This window comes from Paenibacillus sp. MB22_1 (assembly GCF_047200555.1).
GTDB lineage: Bacteria > Bacillota > Bacilli > Paenibacillales > Paenibacillaceae > Fontibacillus > Fontibacillus phoenicis.
Genome location: NZ_JBLADV010000001.1, coordinates 629,825 through 649,168, shown reverse-complemented (window position 1 = coordinate 649,168; position 19,344 = coordinate 629,825). Strand labels below are relative to the sequence as shown.

Below are 19,344 nucleotides of genomic sequence, written 5' to 3'. Positions count from 1 at the left end.
ATCAATTCATAAAAGTAAGTAACTATATTTTTATATCCATGTCAGATTATAATGCTCGGACCAACCGCCAAACCATCTCGTGTCCGGGAACCGCGATTCCTTTGCTGCGCGCCATCTCGACCAATTTCCCATTAATATGATCAATCTCCGTTGGCATGCCCTGCTGCACGTCCTTTAGCATGGAAGAGATATTCGTTGAGGTCGACCGGCAAACCGCAGCGATTTGATCAAACATGTCGGCATTGTAAGGGATTCCGTAAGCCTCATAAACGCGTAATCCTTCATCGCAAAGTTGCCGGAGCAGGCGAATTCGTTCGTCGTTCTCCAGCAGTTGGCCGTTATTCAGCCGCCACAAAGCCGTTAAGGGGTTGATCGCCGCATTGATTAGCAGCTTCCTGTAGATTTCTCTCCCGATGTCTTTCGACAAAAGGGCTGTAAATCCTGCCTTCTCCAGCATTTTCACGAAACTTTCTGCTGGAGACTCCAGATCGGCCATACCGCCGTTCGCGCCAATTTGCGTTATCCCCTGACCTGCACGGTTCACGCTGGATTCGTTCAGCCGTTTTGCGCCTTCCGTCGTAATTGCCGCATAAAGCGGAACCCCTGGCAGCGCATTGCCGATCAGCTCTAGGTGCCCTATGCCATTTTGAAAGCATACGACCTTCGTCTTCGGACCCACAATTCGACTGAGAAAAGTCAGCAGATTAGCATCGATATGGCGTTGTTTCGTGGTTAACAACAGCCATTCGGCCGTATCGCTCGCTCTGTCCCTACTGCCTTCTCCCACGGGATAAGCTTCGAGCCGCTGGCCATCCACAACGGTTGCGGTCCCGTCGGCTTCGGCAAGCCGAATCCCTTCTTTCTTTAGCTTTGCGGCCTGCTCAGGGGTTCTTGTCCAAAAACGCACCGGCACGCCGGACGCCGCCAGCTTACCGCCAAACAACAGCCCCAATGCACCGGCGCCGATGATGTCAACCTTCATGAAGCTTCACGACCTTTCCTTTCTTCTAATCCCTTTATACCAAACTCCCCCCTAACAACACAAAAATCCCGCCATTTTGGCGAGATTTTGCGATAGGTTTCTGTTATTCGATCCGTTCTAAATTTCCGTTCGCGTCCATCTTGAATCTGGATTTGTTTTCCTCGTCTTCTTCGTTTAAAAAAGCTAACCGTCTAGCCCGGTCCATGATCTGAATCAACGCCTTATAATCGTCGTTCACGACCCGGTAATCGGTCTGTACCTCATTGACCTGTGCCGACAACTTCTCGTTTTCCTCGCGAAGCTTAGCAATCTCCTCTTCTTTCTCTCGAAGCTCCTTCTCCAACGCTTTCATTTGACGATTGGTTTCCTGAATCGTGTTTTTCCACCCGCGCAAAAAGCGGATCACCGCATCGATGGAAATCGTCTCCTCCGACACCCCATCTCCGCGATAACCGTTGTCGTCCACATCGACGGAAGTAAGCGAGGCCATGCCGGAACCGGCCGTTAGCGAGTTTTGCTTTTTCATATAATTACGCTTCTGTCTTTGTGCTTTCGCGATGCTGATGGCCGCTTCGTACTTCTTGCGAACGCAGCTGTTCCATCGGAAACCGCAGGCCGCCGCCGTTCTGCCTATCCGTTCTCCGACCTCTTCGAAAGCGTTTAATTGGGTGCTGCCCTCCCGTATATGCCGAAGGGTAACCTCGGCCAGAATCAAATCATCTTCTGGGCTCCATGCATCTTGTCTCACAGCTGTCATGCTATAAAAACCTCCTAACGACATCCTAATCTAACCGTCATCCAACCGGCGGTCTCCGGCAGGCGTAAGGGTAAAATGCTTCTTACTCCATTTCTATGCCTCTCATAGAGTTCATAGAATCTATTTGATACTAAAATGTATTTCCAAAATCCAGCTCCTCCATACATGACGTTTCACGAAATGAATAACAAGAGCAGGCGCCGCCAACACTACTGTTAGGTTTGTCACAACAACACCTGCGTAATTTGGCTAAATCATGACTTTTCGTTTACACTTTTCAGCCTAACGGGTATAATGGGGAAAGGAATGGAAGCTCGTTGATACATAAGAAAGGGGGATTACCTCGTGGCACGCATGTTCCGCGTCCTTGGCTTCTTCACATTGGCTATTGGGCTTATGGCCTTTGCGGGCGATCTGACGGAAATGGCTTTGCTGTTCTTCTTGCAAACCGCCTTTTTCGTCCTTTTCGGCTATCTGAAGCTTACCGAGAGAACCTATATCCTGCTGTTCTGGGGATATATGATCGTCGCATTTACCGGTTTCAGCTACTGGACGGTCTTCAAAATGGGTTTACCCCTCTAATCCCGAATCTCATAAATGTTCCAAAAAGGCGTTTCGGCTATGTGCTGGAACGCCTTTTTTCGTGAGTTCTGCTATTTCCGGGCCTGTTATCATATATATAGGACAACTACAGATGGGAGAGGATCGTTGTTGAAGATACGCATCATATCGCTCTGTCTATTGCTGTTGCTGGCGGCTCTTCAGTTTGCCCGTTTGTCGGCCGCCGCTGCTCCGCTGACTGCCGAAGAACAACAGATCCTGGAACAAAGCTTGTCCATTCAGGAAATCGACCGGGAAATCGAGCGGATCGAATCCCGCCAGCAAGAGACGGAAATGGACCTTCGCGAGCTGCAAGAGCAATTAACCGAAAAAAACGAACAAATCCGTATCAGCCGCGAACAAGCTGGCTTAAGACTACGCGCGTATTATATGGGGGAACGGGAAAATCTGCTGTACGCATTGCTAAGCGTGAACAGCCTCAAAGATTTTTTTACCGTATTGGATTATTATCAACTCATTATGGATCGGGATCGTACCATATTAAACCAATACAAGTCGGAATATGCTGAACTGACGAAGACCAAGCAGAAGCTGGAAGCCACGTCCACCGAACTCGACCGCATGAAAGAGGAGCTGCAGCTCCAGCGCACCCGGGTTGCCGCGCTTCGGCAAAGCGTCGACGAATCCCTTGGCCTCAGTGCCGATCCCGAGAAGCTCAAGGCGTTAATTCAAGAGTTGACCGCCTATTGGGAGAGCGTTGGGCTGTATGAGCTCCGCAGATATTTTCAGGCACTCAGCTCCGCCATGTCGCAATTCTCCGACTTTTTGAAGCAGAACGAGAGCAGTTTGATCGCTGAAAAAGGGGGATACCGTTTGGAAATCCACGAGGATGATCTGAATGCGTTCCTCTATGGCAAGAGCGAGTTGCTCAAGGATATGAGCTTTCAATTCAAAACGGACAAGATCATCGCGCGCGGCAGCCGGGAAGGCCTGGAGCTCGAAGTCGAGGGTCATTATACGGTGGAGCAGGAGCCGGAGAACGCGATTGTTTTCCATGTGGACCGCCTGCTGTTTAATGGGTTGGCCCTCCCGGATACGACGCGGGCCGAGCTGGAGCGGGATTTCGACCTTGGCTTTTATCCGAAAAAAATTGTCCCCTTCGTGGAAGCCACTGAGGCGGTGATCTCCGAGGGGACGTTAACGGTGAAATTGAAGTTGGCGTTGTAAGCGCTGGTGATGCTTTACCGACTAAGCTCAGCCAACCGTCCGCGATATTGCTTGCCCGTGATCGCTCCGCTTAAATAATCGGAGGTGAGCGGCGCGAAGCGCTCGAGCTGTTCCGGCAGCGACGGACTCGCCGGCAGCACAATTCCGGATCCGGCAGCCAGCGTGGCGGGGATCCAAGTGGGGAGCTGATTTCGGGCGGCTTCGTAATAAACGGTTTTGAGAACAGGAAGATGCCCGGTTGTTTCATACCAACGCGCTTGATTATAAAGGGAGGTCATTTCTGAAATCCACAATCCGGCCGCATCGGGATGATCCGTTTGCGAAGAAACGGCATAACTTCGGCCTAGGATCCAGGTTGACGCTAGATTCGGCTGGAACTCCGGCATCCAGATTTTCGAGCGGGGATGACGATGCTTCTCGGCTTCCGTCGCCGTGGTGATCATCATCGCCAGTTCGCCGTCACTCAGCTTGCTCCACGAATCCGATCGGGCCAAGCCCGAATCCAAGAGCGCGGGGCGCAGCGATTCCAGCTGTTGCAGGGCGTACGTCATATTGCCCTCCACTGTATAGAATTGCCCGGAACCGGCCGGCTTCCAGCCTCCGCCGACTTGCCACAGCAAAGTCGCTGCCGCATAGGGATCACGGTAATCCAATCCTAACAGGTAGGGCTGGGAATGTTGTTTTTTGAAGGTGGAGACTAAGACGCTCCAATCGTCCGCTGTAGCCGGCGGGCGTTCCAGTCCAAGCTGCTTCAGTTTGTCCTCATGATAAACCAGCACATAGGGATCCACATCCAGCGGAACTCCCCAGACGTAACCGTTCCACTCGTTTGGAATTAAGGAAGCGCTTAACACTTCGCCTGACAAGGAACCAGAGAAATAGCCCTCCGTGGGCAGCAGATAACCGTCCGCTGCAAAACGGCGAATCCAGACATTGTCCAAGAGCAGGACGTCCGGCGATTCCCCGAGCTTCATCAGCTGGCGCTGGTACGCAGCATAACTCTCCTCTAACGGCACATTCACCAAATCAACCTCCACCGGATGGCTCACCGTAAACTGCCGGTTCATCTCCTCCAGGCGACGGAAGTCAGTCTCATTCATCTGCACGGCCACCTGAATGTGGCCGGTCTCCTCCTTGGTTTGCGCTTCAGGCGGCGTAACCGGCTGAGCCTCCCCGCCGTCTTCTTGGCGAACTAGCGTCATTTCTTCGCTAGGCGACAGATTAATTAAAGCGAGCAGGAGGATTGCAAAAAGCACCCAATGATTTTTTCGCTTCACGCCTGTCCTTCCTCTCCACAATTTAGGAGCGCACGTCACGTCAATAACCTTCTGATACTCCGTATTGTAGCAAATCGCCGGATGAATTGTCCCGTAAAAAAATGTATATGTGTATGGCGGTGGGGTGCTTGGACTTTAACTCTCCTGTAATGTATGCGATTCCTGCAAAAATGCAGTTTTTTGAGGTGAAATCGCCGCTTTGTGCAAAATGCCTGCAAAAGTGCAGGCTTTTTGCGCCGAATTGCCCCATTTGTCACTAGCCTTGCATCTAAAGTGACATGGTATTTAATTAATTGTTAATATTAGTTATATCAGCTTATTGTATTAAAATTTTCCATTTCTATTTCCCGCCAATGTGCTAAAAGGGTAACAGGACGTGAAGTGTAGTCATGTTACCAAAAATTAGTAGATGAATCGTTCGGTTACTCTAGTACCATCTTGACGCTCTTGAGCTTCAACGGATGTTTTCTCGGCCTTCCTGGCCGCCCTTTCTTACGCCGGCCTTTGGATGGCCGAGACGGCGGTCGTAACACAGCTTGTTGAAACTCTTCCCACGATCGCTCAGCATATAAGCGCATGCGTTTCAAGATCTGCCATAAGCTTAGATCCGTTTGCATCTCTAACTTGATCAACAGCACCAAGCTGTACGCGATCAACGCCAGATAGATTTGGTTCCAGATGGCGGTCTGGTTTGCGCTGTAGATCTTCACCAGCCTCAGATGTTGCTTGATCCATTTGAAGAACAACTCGATCAACCATCGATAGCGGTAGATCTCGCTAATCTCTTGGGCAGAGCGATCCTGCACATTGGTCAGCAAGCGGTAGGTCCGTTTCTGCTCATCCGTAAACTCGATCAGTCGGGCTTGGAGGTAATGCGTCTGCTTCTGCTTATCGTTCCACTGGATCTCGACGTCCGCATCTATCGTGATGGGAAAACCCTCAGGAACCGCTCGCTGATGGAGGATGGTCACCTTGTTCTTGGTCTGCAATCTGGCCACAAACCTCATCTGTTGGTGAATCAGCGATTCATATAGCTCGTACTGGATATACCCGCGATCCATCACATGAATCGCATCGTCCGCCACCACCAGATCAAGAGCGACTTCCTGATCACTCACCGCCGCTGTGCTGTTGATGATCTTGCCGGGAAACACCGTTTCGCGATCGGCCACCACGAGCTGGGTATGGATCTTGACCGCATTTTGCTCTTTGCTCCAGTACGCCCAGCGTCCAGCTAGGGTAGGCAAGGTAAGCACGGTGGAGTCGAGAATCCGGAGCTTGCCGATATTCGGGATCCCTTGCTTCTGCTTGGTGATCTCCTGGATGCGTGCGATGTTGCAGAGAAAGATCGCTTGTAACAGATCCGTCGGGAGTTGCTTGATCTTTCGTGAAAGCTGAGAGGCACTGATCGACTTCAGATGGTCGTCCTGCAGATCCGGCATGATGCGAAGGTGTTCCGAGATTTCATCATAGCTGGTACGCCCTGCAAGCTGAGACTCCACAAAAATCTGAATGGCTTTACCGGTTGTAAGTTTGCGAGTGCGATGGTCGGCAAGCAGGCCGCGGTATTCTCCGACATTCAGCAAATTTAGGCATTTACAAATGACTGATTTTGAGTTATTGTTACCCATGCTATGGTCTCCTTCTGTTATGGAGTGGGTAACATGCCTACACCTTAACAATAGGAGATTTTTTTATGAGCAACCAGAAGAATACCAGTAATAGCAACCATATTTAGGATATTTTACAAACAATTTTTCTGTAATTTCTCATGTCAGGTTTGGTGCAAGGCTAGTGCCCATTTGTCCGAAATCGTGAAAAATAACTGTACTTTTGCAGGCTTTGGCCGAGAAATCGGGATTTAGCCGAAAAAAACTGCACTTTTGCAGGTTTCCCCCCTTCGAGCAAAAGCGTGCAAACGAGCAAAAAAGCCCGGCGAATTAAGATATACCGATTCGCCGGGCTTTTACTATTATTTTCCTCGCGACGGACGAGCGGTATGCTCTCGATCAGCAACTTCCTGTTCCAGGAAGGCAAGTAACGAGCCGGAGGAAGTTTACGTCCGCATTTGGGAGCCGGTTCTCCTCCTTCTACCTCATCAGGGACAACCGGCGGACAAGAGCGGGCCGAGGGCGTTACTTGCTTCCGTTGACCTGGCTATCACTGTATCCGCCACAGTTGGCCAAGGCCAAGTCCAGTCCGAGCTCGCCCTTCTACAACAAATCCGCCGCCAGCTGAGCCAGCTTGGAGCGTTCGCCCTTCTCCAGGGTGATATGCCCGCTGATGCCCTGGTCGCGGAAGCGTTCGACCAAAATGGTTAATCCGTTGCTGGAAGCGTCCAGATACGGATGGTCGATCTGCTCCGGATCGCCAACCAGCACGATCTTGCTGCCTTCCCCGACGCGCGACACGATCGTCTTCACCTCATGGCGCGACAGGTTTTGCGCCTCGTCTACGATGATGAACTGCCCGGGGATCGAGCGGCCGCGAATGTACGTAAGGGCCTCCACCTGAATGCTGCCAAGCCCCATCAAGATTTTCTCGATGTCGCCGGATTTCTTCGTATCAAACAGGTACTCCAGGTTATCATAGATCGGCTGCATCCAAGGCCGCAGCTTTTCTTCTTTTTCCCCGGGCAGGTATCCGATATCCTTCCCCATCGGGACAACGGGCCGGGCAATCAGCAGCTTTTTGTATTTGTGCTCATCCTCGACCTTCAGCAGACCGGCGGCTAACGCAAGCAACGTCTTACCGGTGCCGGCTTTACCGGTGATCGTAACGAGCGGAATATCATCGTTAAGCAAGAGCTCCAATGCCATGCGCTGCTGGGCGTTTCGAGCGCTAATCCCCCAGACCGGCTCATTACTAAGATACAGCGGCTCCAAGCGGGTGGCATCTTCGTTCACTTTCAGCAAAGCGGATTTGCCAGTCCCCATCTCATCTTTTAATATCACAAACTCATGCGGGTAAAGGGAATAATTAGCCCCAAGCGGTTTAATTGGCAAAAAGCGATACGTATAAAATTCATCAATCACCGACGGATGAACCTTGATGGTTGAATAACCTCCGTATAGGTCGCTGGGGCCTACGGTCCGGTCCGACAAATAATCTTCGGCATGGAGTCCCAGAACGTCGGCTTTGATTCGGACCAGCACATCCTTGCTGACCAGAATGACCGGCCGCGGCGTTTCCATCTCCGCCTGCTCCAGGTGATAGTTCAGGGCTACCGCGAGAATCCGGTTGTCGTTGGTGACTTCCCCGAACTTTTCCTGAACCTTGACGAAGCTGCGGTGATTTAACTCGACCTTAATTCGCCCGCCGCCCTCCAGCGGTACGCCATCATGCAAATGGCCCGTTGACCGCAAGCCATCCAGCAAGCGAGAGACGCCCCGCGCATTCCGGCCGATCTCGTCGGCATTGCGCTTTTTGCTGTCGATTTCCTCCAGCACGACAGCCGGAATGACCACATCATGTTCGTCAAAGGCAAATACGGCACCCGGATCATGCAATAATACATTCGTATCCAATACAAAGATCTTCTTCATCATTATCCCCTCCACCGCGGTCATTGCAGCCTTATGAGCATACATATTTTTTGGCGTCCCGGGAACTCTATAACCGATATTAGAACCGGTATCGAGAGATCAATTCCGAAAGGACGGATTGAACATGCGATTATGGCTGTGTTTGTTACTGACGGCTACCCTGCTTACAAGTTGCGGAACTCGTTCTGAAAAGGCATCACCCTCTCCAAATCATCAAACAGGGAATGCGCCCCAGGCACAAAGCGTGAATCCTTATGCCACCAACGCCAACGACAAAGAGGTCATGTCAGACCGTGACAGACAAGTTTATTTGGAAGAACTGGTGAAAAAAGTCCCTGGCGTGAAAGGCGCGCATTGTGTCATTATGGGCAAAACCGCCATCGTTGGTATCGATGTGGATAGCCGCCTCGAACGTGCAAGGGTAGGGAGCATTAAATATACGGTAGCTGAAGCGCTTCGAAAAGATCCGCACGGAGCCGGCGCCATCGTCACCGCGGATATCGACTTAAATCAACGACTTGCCGAGATCGGCAAGAAAATCCGCGAAGGTCGGCCGGTTTCCGGCTTCGCCACCGAGCTGGCTGACATTATCGGACGGATCGTCCCTCAGATTCCGAACGATACCCGGCCGCCGGAAGGCAATCCGAAGCAAATGCAAATCGCCCCTGACGGCGGAGCAACGCGGCAAAATCTGCGTTAAGTTTGTCCCAAGAAGGAAAAAAAGCCTAGCGATCAACTCGCTAGGCTTTCTTCATGGCTTCAAACACTTGACGATCCAGCATGTCCGCAGCACGCTGGTCATAAACTTTGGCATATTCCGGCGGTGACACCAGCTGCGCGCCATAAAACAGCGCGTTTCGCACCGCATCGATCTCGATGTCGAAGCAGCACATATTAAACGGCACCCCGTCCAATGGATCCTGTACAACGGTAGCTCGGCCATTGATGGCGTAAATCGTATCCTGGCCAAACACTGTGACCGTCGCCCGCGGATTGGCCTTCAAATTGCCGACCAGTCTGGAGCGATGATCCAGCGCCAGCCGCAGCTTCGAAGGATCCACGGCATACACCCAAGAAATGGCGCTGGACGTAGGGCCGCCGGATTCCTGATCCACCGTGTTCAACAGTACATACGTTTCGGACTGGAGAAGGGAATAAAGTGAATCAGATAATTGAGTTACGACTTCGGACATTAGACCAGCCCTCCTGTACAGTGTTACATCGGATTTCTGCTCAATACGCTTCAGCTATCCTTAAGTCAATTGTATTATAGCATGCGGCAAAACTTGCATTCAATCGTCAGTTCACCTGTCCGTCGTCCGTCTCCCCGCTATTTGCCTGCGCGGAACTTGCCTTCCCGGCGAGCTGATCCTTCAGCGCCTGCTTGGCCGCTTCCAGTTCATCCTGGTGCAAGTAGACGTACGGGCTCTTCCAATCCCCGGTCACTGGCACGAATGCCACATTCTCCTTAGAAATGTTCCAATACGCTTGAATGATATTTTTCATTTGCTGCGATTCCAGGTCGGTCTCCATATTCTTTCCGACGGATTCGATCACTTTGCCGGCCCCCATGACACCGTTCAGCGACTTCGCTTGGTCGATCAGGGCGTGCAGCACTTCATTCTGCCGGCGGTTACGGTCGAAATCATCCGAACCCTTCGTCTGCGGCTTGCAGTTCGATTTGCGGTAGCGCACGTAGCCTAACGCATCTTCCCCGTTCAGGTGCTGCTCGCCTTTCTTCAGGTTGATGTTCGTACCGTCCGCCGTATCGCGGTAACACATGTCGGCATCCACATTGACGTCAACGCCGCCCAGCGCATCCACCACATCGCGGAACCCTTGGAAATTCAGCACCGTCACATAATCGATATTGATACCAAAAAACTTGCCCATCATCGTTTTCATTTCCTGTGTGGCGGGAATCCCTGTTTTCTTCTCAGCCGCCAGGAAGTTCGGATAGTACGCGTTGAGCTTGTTCGTCTTATATCCGTCCAATTCCAGCTTGGTATCGCGCGGAAGAGAGACGACCGTTGCCGATTTGGTATCGGGATTCATCGCGATGACCATCATCACGTCACTCAGATGGGTGCCGGTCTGCGGACGGTAATCCGTCCCAAGCAACAGCATCGTAATCGGCTTCACCTTGGCGGATTTCTCAGGTGCTACTTTGTCTGGAGTCCCCGTTGCATCGATCACCTGATCCGCGGTATAGAATAAATACCCTGCATAAAGGCCAACCCCGATTACCCCGAGGATGAGGAGCGTCAGGACGGTTTTGAAGAACCGTTTCAGGCCGCCGGATTTTCTTTTTCGAGTGGAGCCCGCTTTTGCACCTTTTGTCGATCCTCTTTGGCTTTGCCCCCGTGGAGGTAAGCCGCTGCGGTTAGAACTCATGAACTTAAACACCTTATTTCTGTAAAAATGTTGTCGCATTCATTAAGACGTACAGAGTTTCGGAAAAGTTACCGGTTAGAAAGCGGAGGCAAATTATGCCGATTTATCGCTTGACGGCGAACCCGTCTTGTTCTCCTTGTTCCGTCGACCCTCGACAAAATAACGAATCCGCACCATCAGCATCAAAACGACAGCCACCAGCAAACATTGAATGATCGGCAGCTTGTCAATTTGGAAGATGAGCAGCAGGAAGGAGCCCAGCGCCATAAGGAGGTACAGAATAATCTCTTTAAACAGCGGCAGCTTCTGCTGTGCACGGAACACTTTATTGTAAACATAAATGATCAGCACGAAGATCAGCACGTAGGAAATGATCGGATGGCTGGCAAACCAAGCCTGCATAACGAACCCCTCCTTCAAATGGCAACCTTATTCCTAATTATAGGTTGGCTTCCGCCATTTTGCGATGTTTTTCTGCCCGTTCCCGTTCGCTCTTGTTCAAAATCTTCTTACGCAGGCGAACCGATTTTGGCGTAATTTCACAATATTCGTCGTCATTCAAATATTCCAGCGCTTGTTCCAACGAGAAGAGCCGCGGCGTCTTCATCTTCACCGTTTCGTCCTTCGTGGCGGAGCGCACGTTTGTCAGTTGTTTTTCCTTACAAATATTCACCACAATATCGTTATCGCGGGTATGCTCCCCGACGATCATGCCTTCATAAACTTCCGTTCCCGGTTCCACGAACAGAATCCCGCGATCCTCAATGGACAAGATCCCGTAGAGGGTGGAAACGCCGTTTTCACTGGAAACAAGCACGCCTTCATGACGTCCGCCAACCTGTCCGCCAACGAATGGACCATAGCTGTCGAACGCGTGATTCATAACGCCGTAACCGCGAGTCAACGTAAGGAAATGCGTCCGATACCCGATCAGGCCGCGGGCTGGAATCAAGAACTCCAAGCGAACCTGGCCGTTACCGTTGTTAACCATATTCACCATTTCCGCTTTGCGGGAACCCAAGCTTTCCATGACTGCGCCCATGCTTTCTTCCGGCACGTCGATCAGCAGGCGTTCGATCGGTTCCATTTTCACGCCGTCGATTTCCCGTACGATGACCTCAGGCTTAGATACCTGCAGCTCGTACCCTTCACGGCGCATGTTCTCGATCAGAATGCCCAGGTGAAGCTCACCACGGCCAGATACGATAAATGCGTCCGGGCTGTCCGTCTCATCCACGCGCAAGGAAACGTCAGTTTCCAGCTCTTTAAACAGGCGCTCGCGCAGTTTACGGGAAGTCACCCATTTGCCTTCGCGTCCTGCAAACGGGCTGTTATTAACGAGGAACGTCATTTGCAGCGTTGGTTCATCGATCTTCAAGACCGGCAAGGCTTCCGGGTGATTTGGATCGGCGATCGTTTCCCCGATATTGATGTCCTTGATCCCGGCAACAGCGACGATGTCCCCGGCTCCGGCTTCTTCGATTTCCACGCGGCGCAGGCCCTGGAAGCCAAACAGCTTCTCGATACGAGCGGTCTTCTTGCCGCCGTCGCGCGTCATCACCGCCACAGATTGACCTTGGCGAATCACGCCGCGGTTCACACGGCCGATGGCGATCCGGCCCAAGTATTCGTTATAGTCCATCAACGTCACGAGGAATTGCAGCGGCTCGTCAACGTTCTCCGTAGGCGCCGGAATATGGTCGATGATCGTTTCGTAAAGCGCCAGCATATTGTCATCCTGCTTCTCTGGATCCAAGCTGGATGTACCGTTTAACGCGGAGGCGTAAACGACCGGGAAGTCCAGCTGATCCTCACTGGCTTCCAACTCGATAAACAGATCCAGCACCTCATCGATCACTTCGGCCGGACGTGCAGCCGGGCGGTCGATTTTGTTCACCACGACGATTGGCGTCAGGTGATGCTCCAGCGCTTTACGAAGCACGAATTTCGTCTGCGGCATGCAACCTTCGTAAGCATCAACTACGAGCAGCACGCCGTCGACCATTTTCATAATCCGTTCCACTTCCCCGCCGAAGTCGGCGTGTCCCGGAGTATCTACGATATTAATCAAATAGTCCTTGTACGTAATGGCAGTATTTTTCGCCAAAATGGTAATCCCGCGTTCCCGCTCCAAATCGTTGGAGTCCATGGCCCGCTCTTGCACCGCTTCGTTCTCCCGGAAAATCCCGGATTGCTGCAGCAGCTTGTCGACGAGCGTCGTTTTCCCGTGGTCAACGTGGGCAATAATCGCAATATTGCGAATTTGTTTTCTATCATGCATAGGTTTGTCTCCAGATCCTTTCGTCTCTATAGATTATTGAGATGGTTTTATAAAATACAATTTGCACTTCGAACAGGAATTAGTTTACAAGACCAAGTGCAGCCTCATCCACCACAAAACAAAGCGTCGACTTAAATGCCGACGCTTGACATATCCCTTATATTATACGTGAAATCTTGAAATTTTCAAGAACTATCCCTGTGACTCACCAAGATCTCCGGCGGTTGCCCCGGCCAGCGATCAACCAAATCCCGGCAACGATCAGAACAATAGCTAAGAAATAAACGATCGTCGAAGCAAACAACGTCCAGCCAAGCAAGAGGAGTGATATCGCTCCCAATATCATGGCGGCGATGAATATTCCGTTCTGGCGCTGAGGCGCGAAATAACCATATTCAAACAAACCGACGGCAACGCCTAGGAAGAAGATCGGCCAGGTGTATTTCAATGTTTGCCATCCGCCGATGACCCCGGTAAAAAATACGAGGCTGTATACGACCAGAATGGCTCCGGGAAGCAGCAGTTCCGCAGGGCCTTTCCGCCAGAAATGCCATACGTGAAGCAAGATCCCAGGGATCAGCAGCAGCAGCGGCCAAAGCGCTCTTCCAAGAAAGCTGAAAAACCCTAATTTACCGAGCAGGATAATCACTCCGGCAGCGAGGATCAAGACGCCTGTCATGAGTTTGTTGTTGTCGGACATATCCATCACACACCTTCCAGAAGACAATGAGGGACAAGACGTTGCAAATTACGACATCCCCTTCACTTCCAGTTTATATGAATTCTGCCCAAAAAACCACTCGGCCTAAGGCGGGGGCCTGATGTTTTTTTCGGATGGTGTGGATGGAACTGCTGAGTGCGGTTAACCGCGCCCGGCGTTACATTTTCGCAGCCAGCCGAACATAATAACGACCGCGGCGGTTCCCGCCGGTACGACTCGTGCCAATGCGGGAGCGGCCGCCGCAAGCGCCGGTCCAAGCTGCGGATCCTGCAGCAGCATTTCTCCGGCAGTGTATCCGAGGATGCCTGCACCGGCATAAACGAGGAGCGGCAGACGCTGCAGCCAATCGGCGATCAGGTTGCTGCCCCAGACCACGATCGGAATGCTGATGGCGATCCCGATCACAAGAATCGACACATCGCCCTCTGCCAGCGCGGCGATCGCCAGTACATTATCCAAGCTCATAATAAAATCGGCGGCAAGAATCGTCTGCACCGCCTTCCACAATGAGCTTGCGCCCGCCACGCGGGAGTGTTCCTCCTGCGGCAGCAGCAGCTTTACGGCAATAGCAGCCAGCAGTACGCCGCCTGCCGCATGAATAAACGGGATTTTCAACAGTAACACGGCTACCCAGGTCAAGACGCAGCGCAGCAGTACGGCTCCCAGCGCTCCCCACCATACCGCCCGCTTACGTTGTTTAAGCGGCAAATTCTTGCTCGCCATAGCTATAACAACGGCGTTATCGCCGCTGAGTACGAGATTGATGATTAATATTTCCGATAACAGCAGCAAATGTTCCAAGCTTATCCCTCCCCCCTACAACTTGTATGAGGGATGTAGCCAAGCTATGCCACTTTAAAAAACAACTCTGGACAAATGAATCCTTTTAGAGATTTAATACGTATATACGTCTATAGAGGAAGTGACATAACGTGGACTTATTTAGCGCTGCTTTTTTTCTCGCCCTGATCAATATCATTTTTATCGATCTCATTTTGGCGGGTGATAATGCAATCGTCATCGGGATGGCGGCAAGAAAACTGCCCCACTCGGTCCAGAAGAAAGCCATTTTATACGGTACCATCGGTGCCGTGGTACTAAGGATCGCCGCAACGCTGATCGTCGTATGGCTGTTGCAAATCCCCTGGCTGCTGGCGGTAGGCGGATTGATGCTGGTCTTTATCGCCTACAAGGTGCTGGCGGATGAAGGCGGCCATGACAACATCGAAGCGAAGGATAAGCTATGGCCGGCGATCCGTACGATTATCATTGCCGACGCCGCCATGGGACTCGACAATGTCATCGCCGTAGCGGGGGCGTCCAAGCAGCACATGGTGCTGGTGGTGATCGGCCTGCTGATCAGCGTCCCGATCGTTGTTTGGGGTAGTACCTTGTTTATTAAACTGTTGGACAAGTTCCCTTGGATCGCATATCTTGGCGCTGCAGTACTTGCCTACACAGCCGCCAATATGATTACGGAGGAACGCCATTTCGCGCATTTCTTCGAGGAGAACCCGTCTCTTCGTTATCTGCTGATCGCCATTGTGATCGCCGGCGTGCTGTTGGCGGGTTACATGAAGAAGCGCCAGCAGCGCAAAGAAACCGAAGGAGCTCAGACCCATCCGGCAACCCGGTAGAAAAAAGCAAAACCCGCATGCGGCCATTTGAATTTGGCCCGGGCGGGTTTTCTCTTTAGGGTTAGAACCAACTTTCCTGAACGACGTTGTCCTCCGCGTTATCCCGTCGCTTGATGCTGCGCCCGGGGCGGATAAAGATCGTTTCCGTATCCTCTACGGCTTTGTCAATCATCTCATCCAAATTCTCCAACGAACGCTCAACGTTCTCCAGGACCCTCAGATTCGGGTTGGTTGCTGGAGATTTCGGAACAAATAACGTGCAACAATCTTCATAAGGCAAAATCGACAAGTCGTACGTGCCAATCTGCTGCGCCATCGCAATGATATCCACCTTGTCGGTCATCACCAAAGGCCGCAGGATCGGGAGATTGGTTACGCGTCCGATCGCATTCATGCTGGACAACGTTTGGCTGGCTACCTGGCCCAAGCTGTCTCCGGTGACTAGAGCCAAGGCGCCATTCCGTTCCGCCAGCTTCGTGGCAATGCGCAGCATCGCTCTTCGCATCATCGTGATGATCAAGTTATCCTGACCAGTCTGTGCCAGCTTGGTTTGAATTTCGGTAAACGGCACAAGGTGCAGCTTGATGAAGCCGGAATATTGAGCTAACACGTTGGCTAAATCAATGACCTTTTGCTCCGCTTTTTTACTGGTAAATGGATAGCTGTGGAAATGAACGCATTCGATTTCCAATCCGCGTCGCAGCGCCGACCAACCGGCAACAGGGCTGTCGATCCCTCCGGACAACAGCAGCATGGCTTTGCCGTTTGAACCGAGCGGGAACCCTCCCGCTCCCGGTATCACTTCGCAGAACAGATACGTGCCCTGCTCCCGAATCTCTACGCGCAGCTCCAGTTCAGGATGATGGACATCCACCCGAAGCTCGGGGCAGGCGTTCAGGATCGGGTTGCTGACCAGCTTGTTCATTTCCTGCGACGAGTGGGGGAACGGCTTCCATATCCGGCGGGCGGTAACTTTAAACTTCGTTCCCGGGGCTGGCCCCAGCTCCTTAATGAAATCGACCGCGGTCTGAAGGATATCCTCCAGACGGGACGGTACAACCTTGATGGGAGACATCGAAGTGACGCCAAACACGTTCTTCAGCGCCGCGATCATCGGTTCAAGCGGCTCTCCGTTTATGGCAATAAAGATTCTTCCGTATTCTTTGATGACTTCCGCCCGGGGGAAGTCATGCATCAGCGCTTTGACATGGTTGTGGATCACTTTCTCGAAGCGCGAGCGGTTTCGCCCCTTGAGGGTAATTTCTCCAAAACGGAGCAGCAGCATATCATATTCCATTTTAACATTTCTCTCCTATCGTAAAACCTGCAGCCGCTTAACACATTGCTTTAACGCGGCGAGCAGGGCGTCAATGTCTCGTTCTTCATGTTCTTCGCCCAGACTGATCCGAATGCCGGACGAGGCCACTTCCTTGGATTTGCCCATGGCCAGCAGGATGCGGCTCGGTTCACTTCGCTTGGAAGAACAAGCCGAGCGGGTGGATACGAAAAATCCTTCTTCCTCCAGCATGTGCAGCAACGCTTCGGCTTTCATCCCCGGATAAGAAAAATGCACGATGTGCGGCGCTCCTTGCGCCGGGGAATTGATCGTCAGCTCTGGCAGCTCTGCAAGCCCATGCATTAGACGCTCACGTAAGCCATACAGCTTGGCTGCCCGAGTCTCGCGGCCTTCCTTCGCCAGACGCAACGCCTTGGCGAAAGCCACGATATAAGGGATGTTCTCCGTACCTGAACGGTAGCCCCCCTCCTGTCCGCCGCCTGCCAGCAGCGGCGCAAGCCGGAGCCCCTCACGGACGTACAGCAGACCAACTCCTTTGGGTCCTCTTAGTTTGTGCGCAGACAGGCTGTATAAATCAATTCCGCTGTCAGCCAAGGACAAGGGCAGCTTTCCAAAGCCCTGAACGCCGTCCACATGGAACAGCACCCGAGGCGCAACCGCTTTAAGCATCCGGCCGATTTCCCCCACCGGCTGTACGGTCCCGGTTTCATTGTTGACATGCATGACCGACACCAGTACGGTGTCTGGACGCAACGCTTCCCGCACCTGTTCGACAGTCACGCCTCCATCCTCGTCAACCGGAAGAATGGTCGTCTCCCAGCCCCAAGTGGCCAACTGCTTGACACTCTCGAACACGGAGGGATGCTCCGTTGCCGTCGTGATCAAATGCTTGCCCCGCTCAGTAAACTGAAGGGCGACCCCTTTAATGGCCATATTGTTGCTTTCTGTCGCCCCGCCGGTAAACACGATTTCCCGCGACTGAACTCCCAGAGCAGCGGCGCTTACCTCTCTCGCTTTGTCCAGCAGCTTCGCACTCTCTTCGCCCAGCCGGTGTAACGAAGACGGGTTCCCATAGTGCCGTGCCATAACTTCTGCAACAGTCTTGGTGACGTCCTCGTAGGGCGGTGTCGTCGCCGCATGGTCGAAATAGATCATTATTTTCACCTTCATCTCAAAAAAGATCAAATGAAAAACGCGTATACCCGAAATCACCGCGATCGGAGCGTTTTCCCTTTGATCTTTCGAATCATGTACTACTCAATTTTTATAACCAATTAAGCCTCGTATTTCGCTTGCGCTCGCATAATCTTGGCAATATAGCCCTGCGTCTCCTGCGGCAGCAAATGGAACTTCTCCATCAGTTGCTCATCGTTGCTGATTCCCAGCCGCTGCAGTCTGCCCGGTCCGGCATTGTAGGCCGCAAGAGCCGTTTTGATATCCCCGCCGTAACGGTGGATTTGATAAGACAAATATTTGGTGCCTCCGTCGATATTCTGCGCCGGATCAAACGGATCGCTGACCCCCAGCCCTTTCGCCGTAGCGTCCATCAACTGCATCAGACCTTTGGCACCGGCGGACGATACCGCCTGCGGATTAAAGGACGACTCCGTGGCAATCACCGCTTTGATCAGGCTTTCCGGCACTCCATATCGCGCACTAGCCTGGGCAATCAAAGACTGCAAATCGGCTATACCCTCCGACTCCTGCCCCGGGACATCCCCTACCGTCTCTGCCGCAGCGGCCGTCAAGTAATTGGGAAGCATCTCTGCGAAGACTCCGTCCAACGATTCCCCGGAGTCAATACCAGCAGAATACAGATACCCTTGAAGCGACGCTAACAAAGATTGAGTATCGGCATTGGATTCGGTCTCAGGTGACGATTTCTCGCCCTGTTCCGCCAACATCAACTCCTGAAGCAATATATCAAACAACGAGCCGTCCGTATCACCGGTTACCCGCTCAGATGACGATTGTTGCAAGTTTAATGGGTTTAAAGACTGAAGCTGAATCAGCTGTTCCACCGTTCGCGGATCGATTTGCATGCGTTATAAGCTCCTTATCGAGGAATAACTAGTTCAATGCCTATATTTTACACGCAATCCGCGACTCATACCACCCTTTTTCGATAAAAGCTGCAGAAAAGAAAAGGCCAACGCCCTAAAGATGACGTTAGCCGATTGATATGACGGTCATGATTCCATCGCCACCAGCAGCCCCATCGGACGACTGTTAGCGGGTAAACGGCATCAGTACAAAGTAGCTTAACGTGGATACGAGCCCTAGGCCGATCGCCCAAGCTCCGGATGTTTTGTTGCCTTGGCTGTAGGCATAGAAGCCCATAACCGCAGCCAGCGGACCTAGAATAATCGACCATAAGAACAACGAGGCGATCCCTAAACCAACGCCGACGTAACCTACGGTACGTCCCGCCGTATTGGCGTTATCCGCAAGTTCGTTCCGGGAGGCATCGTGAGGTTCTTCGGATCTTTCACTGCGGACCACGTTACCGCTGAACGTCCCGGCCGGCGTGACCTCGGCCGCATACTCCTCACGGTGCTCACGATTTACTTTACGCGGATAGTCGGTGCGGCTCTTTTCGGCCGATTTTTTGTGGGGTTTGTCTGCTTTGGTATCCGTCATCTGAAGCACCTCCTTGAAATGTGTT

General features: G+C 52.1%; 19 protein-coding genes. 4 read left to right on the top strand and 15 right to left on the bottom strand.

Annotated elements, in window-relative coordinates; translation table 11 throughout:
• Positions 1-46: 46 nt before the first annotated feature.
• Positions 47-982, bottom strand: a complete 936-nt coding sequence (locus ACL02P_RS02855) for a ketopantoate reductase family protein (protein ID WP_412836800.1) — start codon at positions 980-982, stop codon at positions 47-49.
• A 103-nt stretch (positions 983-1,085) separates the two neighbouring features.
• Complete coding sequence (locus ACL02P_RS02850) at positions 1,086-1,739, bottom strand: RsfA family transcriptional regulator (RefSeq protein WP_260070452.1); 654 nt, start codon at positions 1,737-1,739, stop codon at positions 1,086-1,088.
• Positions 1,740-2,084: 345 nt separating this feature from the next.
• Here ACL02P_RS02850 and ACL02P_RS02845 point away from each other — a divergent pair, with 345 nt between their 5' ends.
• Positions 2,085-2,321: a DUF2626 domain-containing protein gene (locus tag ACL02P_RS02845; protein ID WP_009225581.1), complete on the top strand. Its 237-nt coding sequence runs from the start codon at positions 2,085-2,087 to the stop codon at positions 2,319-2,321.
• Positions 2,322-2,450: 129 nt separating this feature from the next.
• Positions 2,451-3,527, top strand: coding sequence for a coiled-coil domain-containing protein (locus ACL02P_RS02840; protein WP_260070453.1), 1,077 nt, complete (start codon positions 2,451-2,453; stop codon positions 3,525-3,527).
• 14 nt (positions 3,528-3,541) lie between these two features.
• Here ACL02P_RS02840 and ACL02P_RS02835 read toward each other — a convergent pair whose 3' ends face one another.
• From ACL02P_RS02835 to ACL02P_RS02825, 3 genes are all read right to left on the bottom strand, one after another.
• A complete protein-coding gene (locus tag ACL02P_RS02835; protein ID WP_412836799.1) occupies positions 3,542-4,804 on the bottom strand; it encodes an extracellular solute-binding protein in 1,263 nt (420 codons plus the stop codon).
• 422 nt (positions 4,805-5,226) lie between these two features.
• A complete protein-coding gene (locus ACL02P_RS02830; protein ID WP_009224685.1) occupies positions 5,227-6,435 on the bottom strand; it encodes an IS4 family transposase in 1,209 nt (402 codons plus the stop codon).
• A 582-nt stretch (positions 6,436-7,017) separates the two neighbouring features.
• A complete protein-coding gene (locus ACL02P_RS02825; RefSeq protein WP_036645603.1) occupies positions 7,018-8,349 on the bottom strand; it encodes a PhoH family protein in 1,332 nt (443 codons plus the stop codon).
• Positions 8,350-8,473: 124 nt separating this feature from the next.
• Between ACL02P_RS02825 and ACL02P_RS02820 the strand changes: the two genes are divergently transcribed.
• Positions 8,474-9,049 (top strand): YhcN/YlaJ family sporulation lipoprotein, encoded by a 576-nt coding sequence (locus tag ACL02P_RS02820; protein ID WP_036645601.1) that lies wholly within the window; start codon positions 8,474-8,476, stop codon positions 9,047-9,049.
• A 40-nt stretch (positions 9,050-9,089) separates the two neighbouring features.
• Here ACL02P_RS02820 and ACL02P_RS02815 read toward each other — a convergent pair whose 3' ends face one another.
• The 6 genes from ACL02P_RS02815 to ACL02P_RS02790 all read right to left on the bottom strand — a co-directional run bounded on the left by ACL02P_RS02815 (position 9,090) and on the right by ACL02P_RS02790 (position 14,546).
• Complete coding sequence (locus tag ACL02P_RS02815; RefSeq protein ID WP_009225576.1) at positions 9,090-9,542, bottom strand: pyridoxamine 5'-phosphate oxidase family protein; 453 nt, start codon at positions 9,540-9,542, stop codon at positions 9,090-9,092.
• Positions 9,543-9,648: 106 nt separating this feature from the next.
• Complete coding sequence (locus tag ACL02P_RS02810; RefSeq protein WP_036645599.1) at positions 9,649-10,743, bottom strand: LCP family protein; 1,095 nt, start codon at positions 10,741-10,743, stop codon at positions 9,649-9,651.
• A gap of 93 nt (positions 10,744-10,836) precedes the next feature.
• A complete protein-coding gene (locus ACL02P_RS02805) occupies positions 10,837-11,145 on the bottom strand; it encodes a YlaH-like family protein (RefSeq protein ID WP_009225574.1) in 309 nt (102 codons plus the stop codon).
• A 37-nt stretch (positions 11,146-11,182) separates the two neighbouring features.
• Positions 11,183-13,024 (bottom strand): translational GTPase TypA, encoded by a 1,842-nt coding sequence (typA, locus tag ACL02P_RS02800; protein WP_009225573.1) that lies wholly within the window; start codon positions 13,022-13,024, stop codon positions 11,183-11,185.
• Positions 13,025-13,229: 205 nt separating this feature from the next.
• Positions 13,230-13,730: a hypothetical protein gene (locus tag ACL02P_RS02795; RefSeq protein WP_009225572.1), complete on the bottom strand. Its 501-nt coding sequence runs from the start codon at positions 13,728-13,730 to the stop codon at positions 13,230-13,232.
• 156 nt (positions 13,731-13,886) lie between these two features.
• Entirely contained in the window at positions 13,887-14,546 is a 660-nt protein-coding gene (locus tag ACL02P_RS02790; protein ID WP_009225571.1) for a TerC family protein, read from the bottom strand.
• Between the two features lie 131 nt (positions 14,547-14,677).
• On the opposite strand from ACL02P_RS02790, the gene ACL02P_RS02785 reads away from it, so the two are divergent.
• A complete protein-coding gene (locus tag ACL02P_RS02785; protein WP_009225570.1) occupies positions 14,678-15,382 on the top strand; it encodes a TerC family protein in 705 nt (234 codons plus the stop codon).
• 61 nt (positions 15,383-15,443) lie between these two features.
• Here the strand turns inward: ACL02P_RS02785 and thiI are convergent, their stop codons facing one another.
• The 4 genes from thiI to ACL02P_RS02765 form a co-directional block, all read right to left on the bottom strand.
• Positions 15,444-16,679: a tRNA uracil 4-sulfurtransferase ThiI gene (gene thiI, locus ACL02P_RS02780; protein WP_260070456.1), complete on the bottom strand. Its 1,236-nt coding sequence runs from the start codon at positions 16,677-16,679 to the stop codon at positions 15,444-15,446.
• A 15-nt stretch (positions 16,680-16,694) separates the two neighbouring features.
• The gene (locus tag ACL02P_RS02775; RefSeq protein WP_036645596.1) at positions 16,695-17,834 is read right to left on the bottom strand and encodes a cysteine desulfurase family protein; all 1,140 of its coding nucleotides are present in this window, start codon (positions 17,832-17,834) and stop codon (positions 16,695-16,697) included.
• A gap of 119 nt (positions 17,835-17,953) precedes the next feature.
• On the bottom strand, positions 17,954-18,721 hold the full coding sequence (locus ACL02P_RS02770) for a lytic transglycosylase domain-containing protein (RefSeq protein ID WP_009225567.1): 768 nt from the start codon (positions 18,719-18,721) through the stop codon (positions 17,954-17,956).
• Between the two features lie 187 nt (positions 18,722-18,908).
• Entirely contained in the window at positions 18,909-19,319 is a 411-nt protein-coding gene (locus tag ACL02P_RS02765) for a hypothetical protein (protein ID WP_009225566.1), read from the bottom strand.
• Positions 19,320-19,344 lie beyond the last annotated feature (25 nt).

Excerpts from the sequence above, each read along its gene's own strand:
- ACL02P_RS02855 (WP_412836800.1), bottom strand. The coding sequence starts at position 982 with ATGAAGGTTGACATCATCGGCGCCGGTGCATTGGGGCTGTTGTTTGGC.
- ACL02P_RS02850 (WP_260070452.1), bottom strand. The coding sequence starts at position 1,739 with ATGACAGCTGTGAGACAAGATGCATGGAGCCCAGAAGATGATTTGATT.
- ACL02P_RS02830 (WP_009224685.1), bottom strand. The coding sequence starts at position 6,435 with ATGGGTAACAATAACTCAAAATCAGTCATTTGTAAATGCCTAAATTTG.
- ACL02P_RS02825 (WP_036645603.1), bottom strand. The coding sequence starts at position 8,349 with ATGAAGAAGATCTTTGTATTGGATACGAATGTATTATTGCATGATCCG.
- ACL02P_RS02820 (WP_036645601.1), top strand. The coding sequence starts at position 8,474 with ATGCGATTATGGCTGTGTTTGTTACTGACGGCTACCCTGCTTACAAGT.
- ACL02P_RS02815 (WP_009225576.1), bottom strand. The coding sequence starts at position 9,542 with ATGTCCGAAGTCGTAACTCAATTATCTGATTCACTTTATTCCCTTCTC.
- ACL02P_RS02810 (WP_036645599.1), bottom strand. The coding sequence starts at position 10,743 with ATGAGTTCTAACCGCAGCGGCTTACCTCCACGGGGGCAAAGCCAAAGA.
- ACL02P_RS02805 (WP_009225574.1), bottom strand. The coding sequence starts at position 11,145 with ATGCAGGCTTGGTTTGCCAGCCATCCGATCATTTCCTACGTGCTGATC.
- typA (WP_009225573.1), bottom strand. The coding sequence starts at position 13,024 with ATGCATGATAGAAAACAAATTCGCAATATTGCGATTATTGCCCACGTT.
- ACL02P_RS02795 (WP_009225572.1), bottom strand. The coding sequence starts at position 13,730 with ATGGATATGTCCGACAACAACAAACTCATGACAGGCGTCTTGATCCTC.
- thiI (WP_260070456.1), bottom strand. The coding sequence starts at position 16,679 with ATGGAATATGATATGCTGCTGCTCCGTTTTGGAGAAATTACCCTCAAG.
- ACL02P_RS02775 (WP_036645596.1), bottom strand. The coding sequence starts at position 17,834 with ATGATCTATTTCGACCATGCGGCGACGACACCGCCCTACGAGGACGTC.
- ACL02P_RS02770 (WP_009225567.1), bottom strand. The coding sequence starts at position 18,721 with ATGCAAATCGATCCGCGAACGGTGGAACAGCTGATTCAGCTTCAGTCT.
- ACL02P_RS02765 (WP_009225566.1), bottom strand. The coding sequence starts at position 19,319 with ATGACGGATACCAAAGCAGACAAACCCCACAAAAAATCGGCCGAAAAG.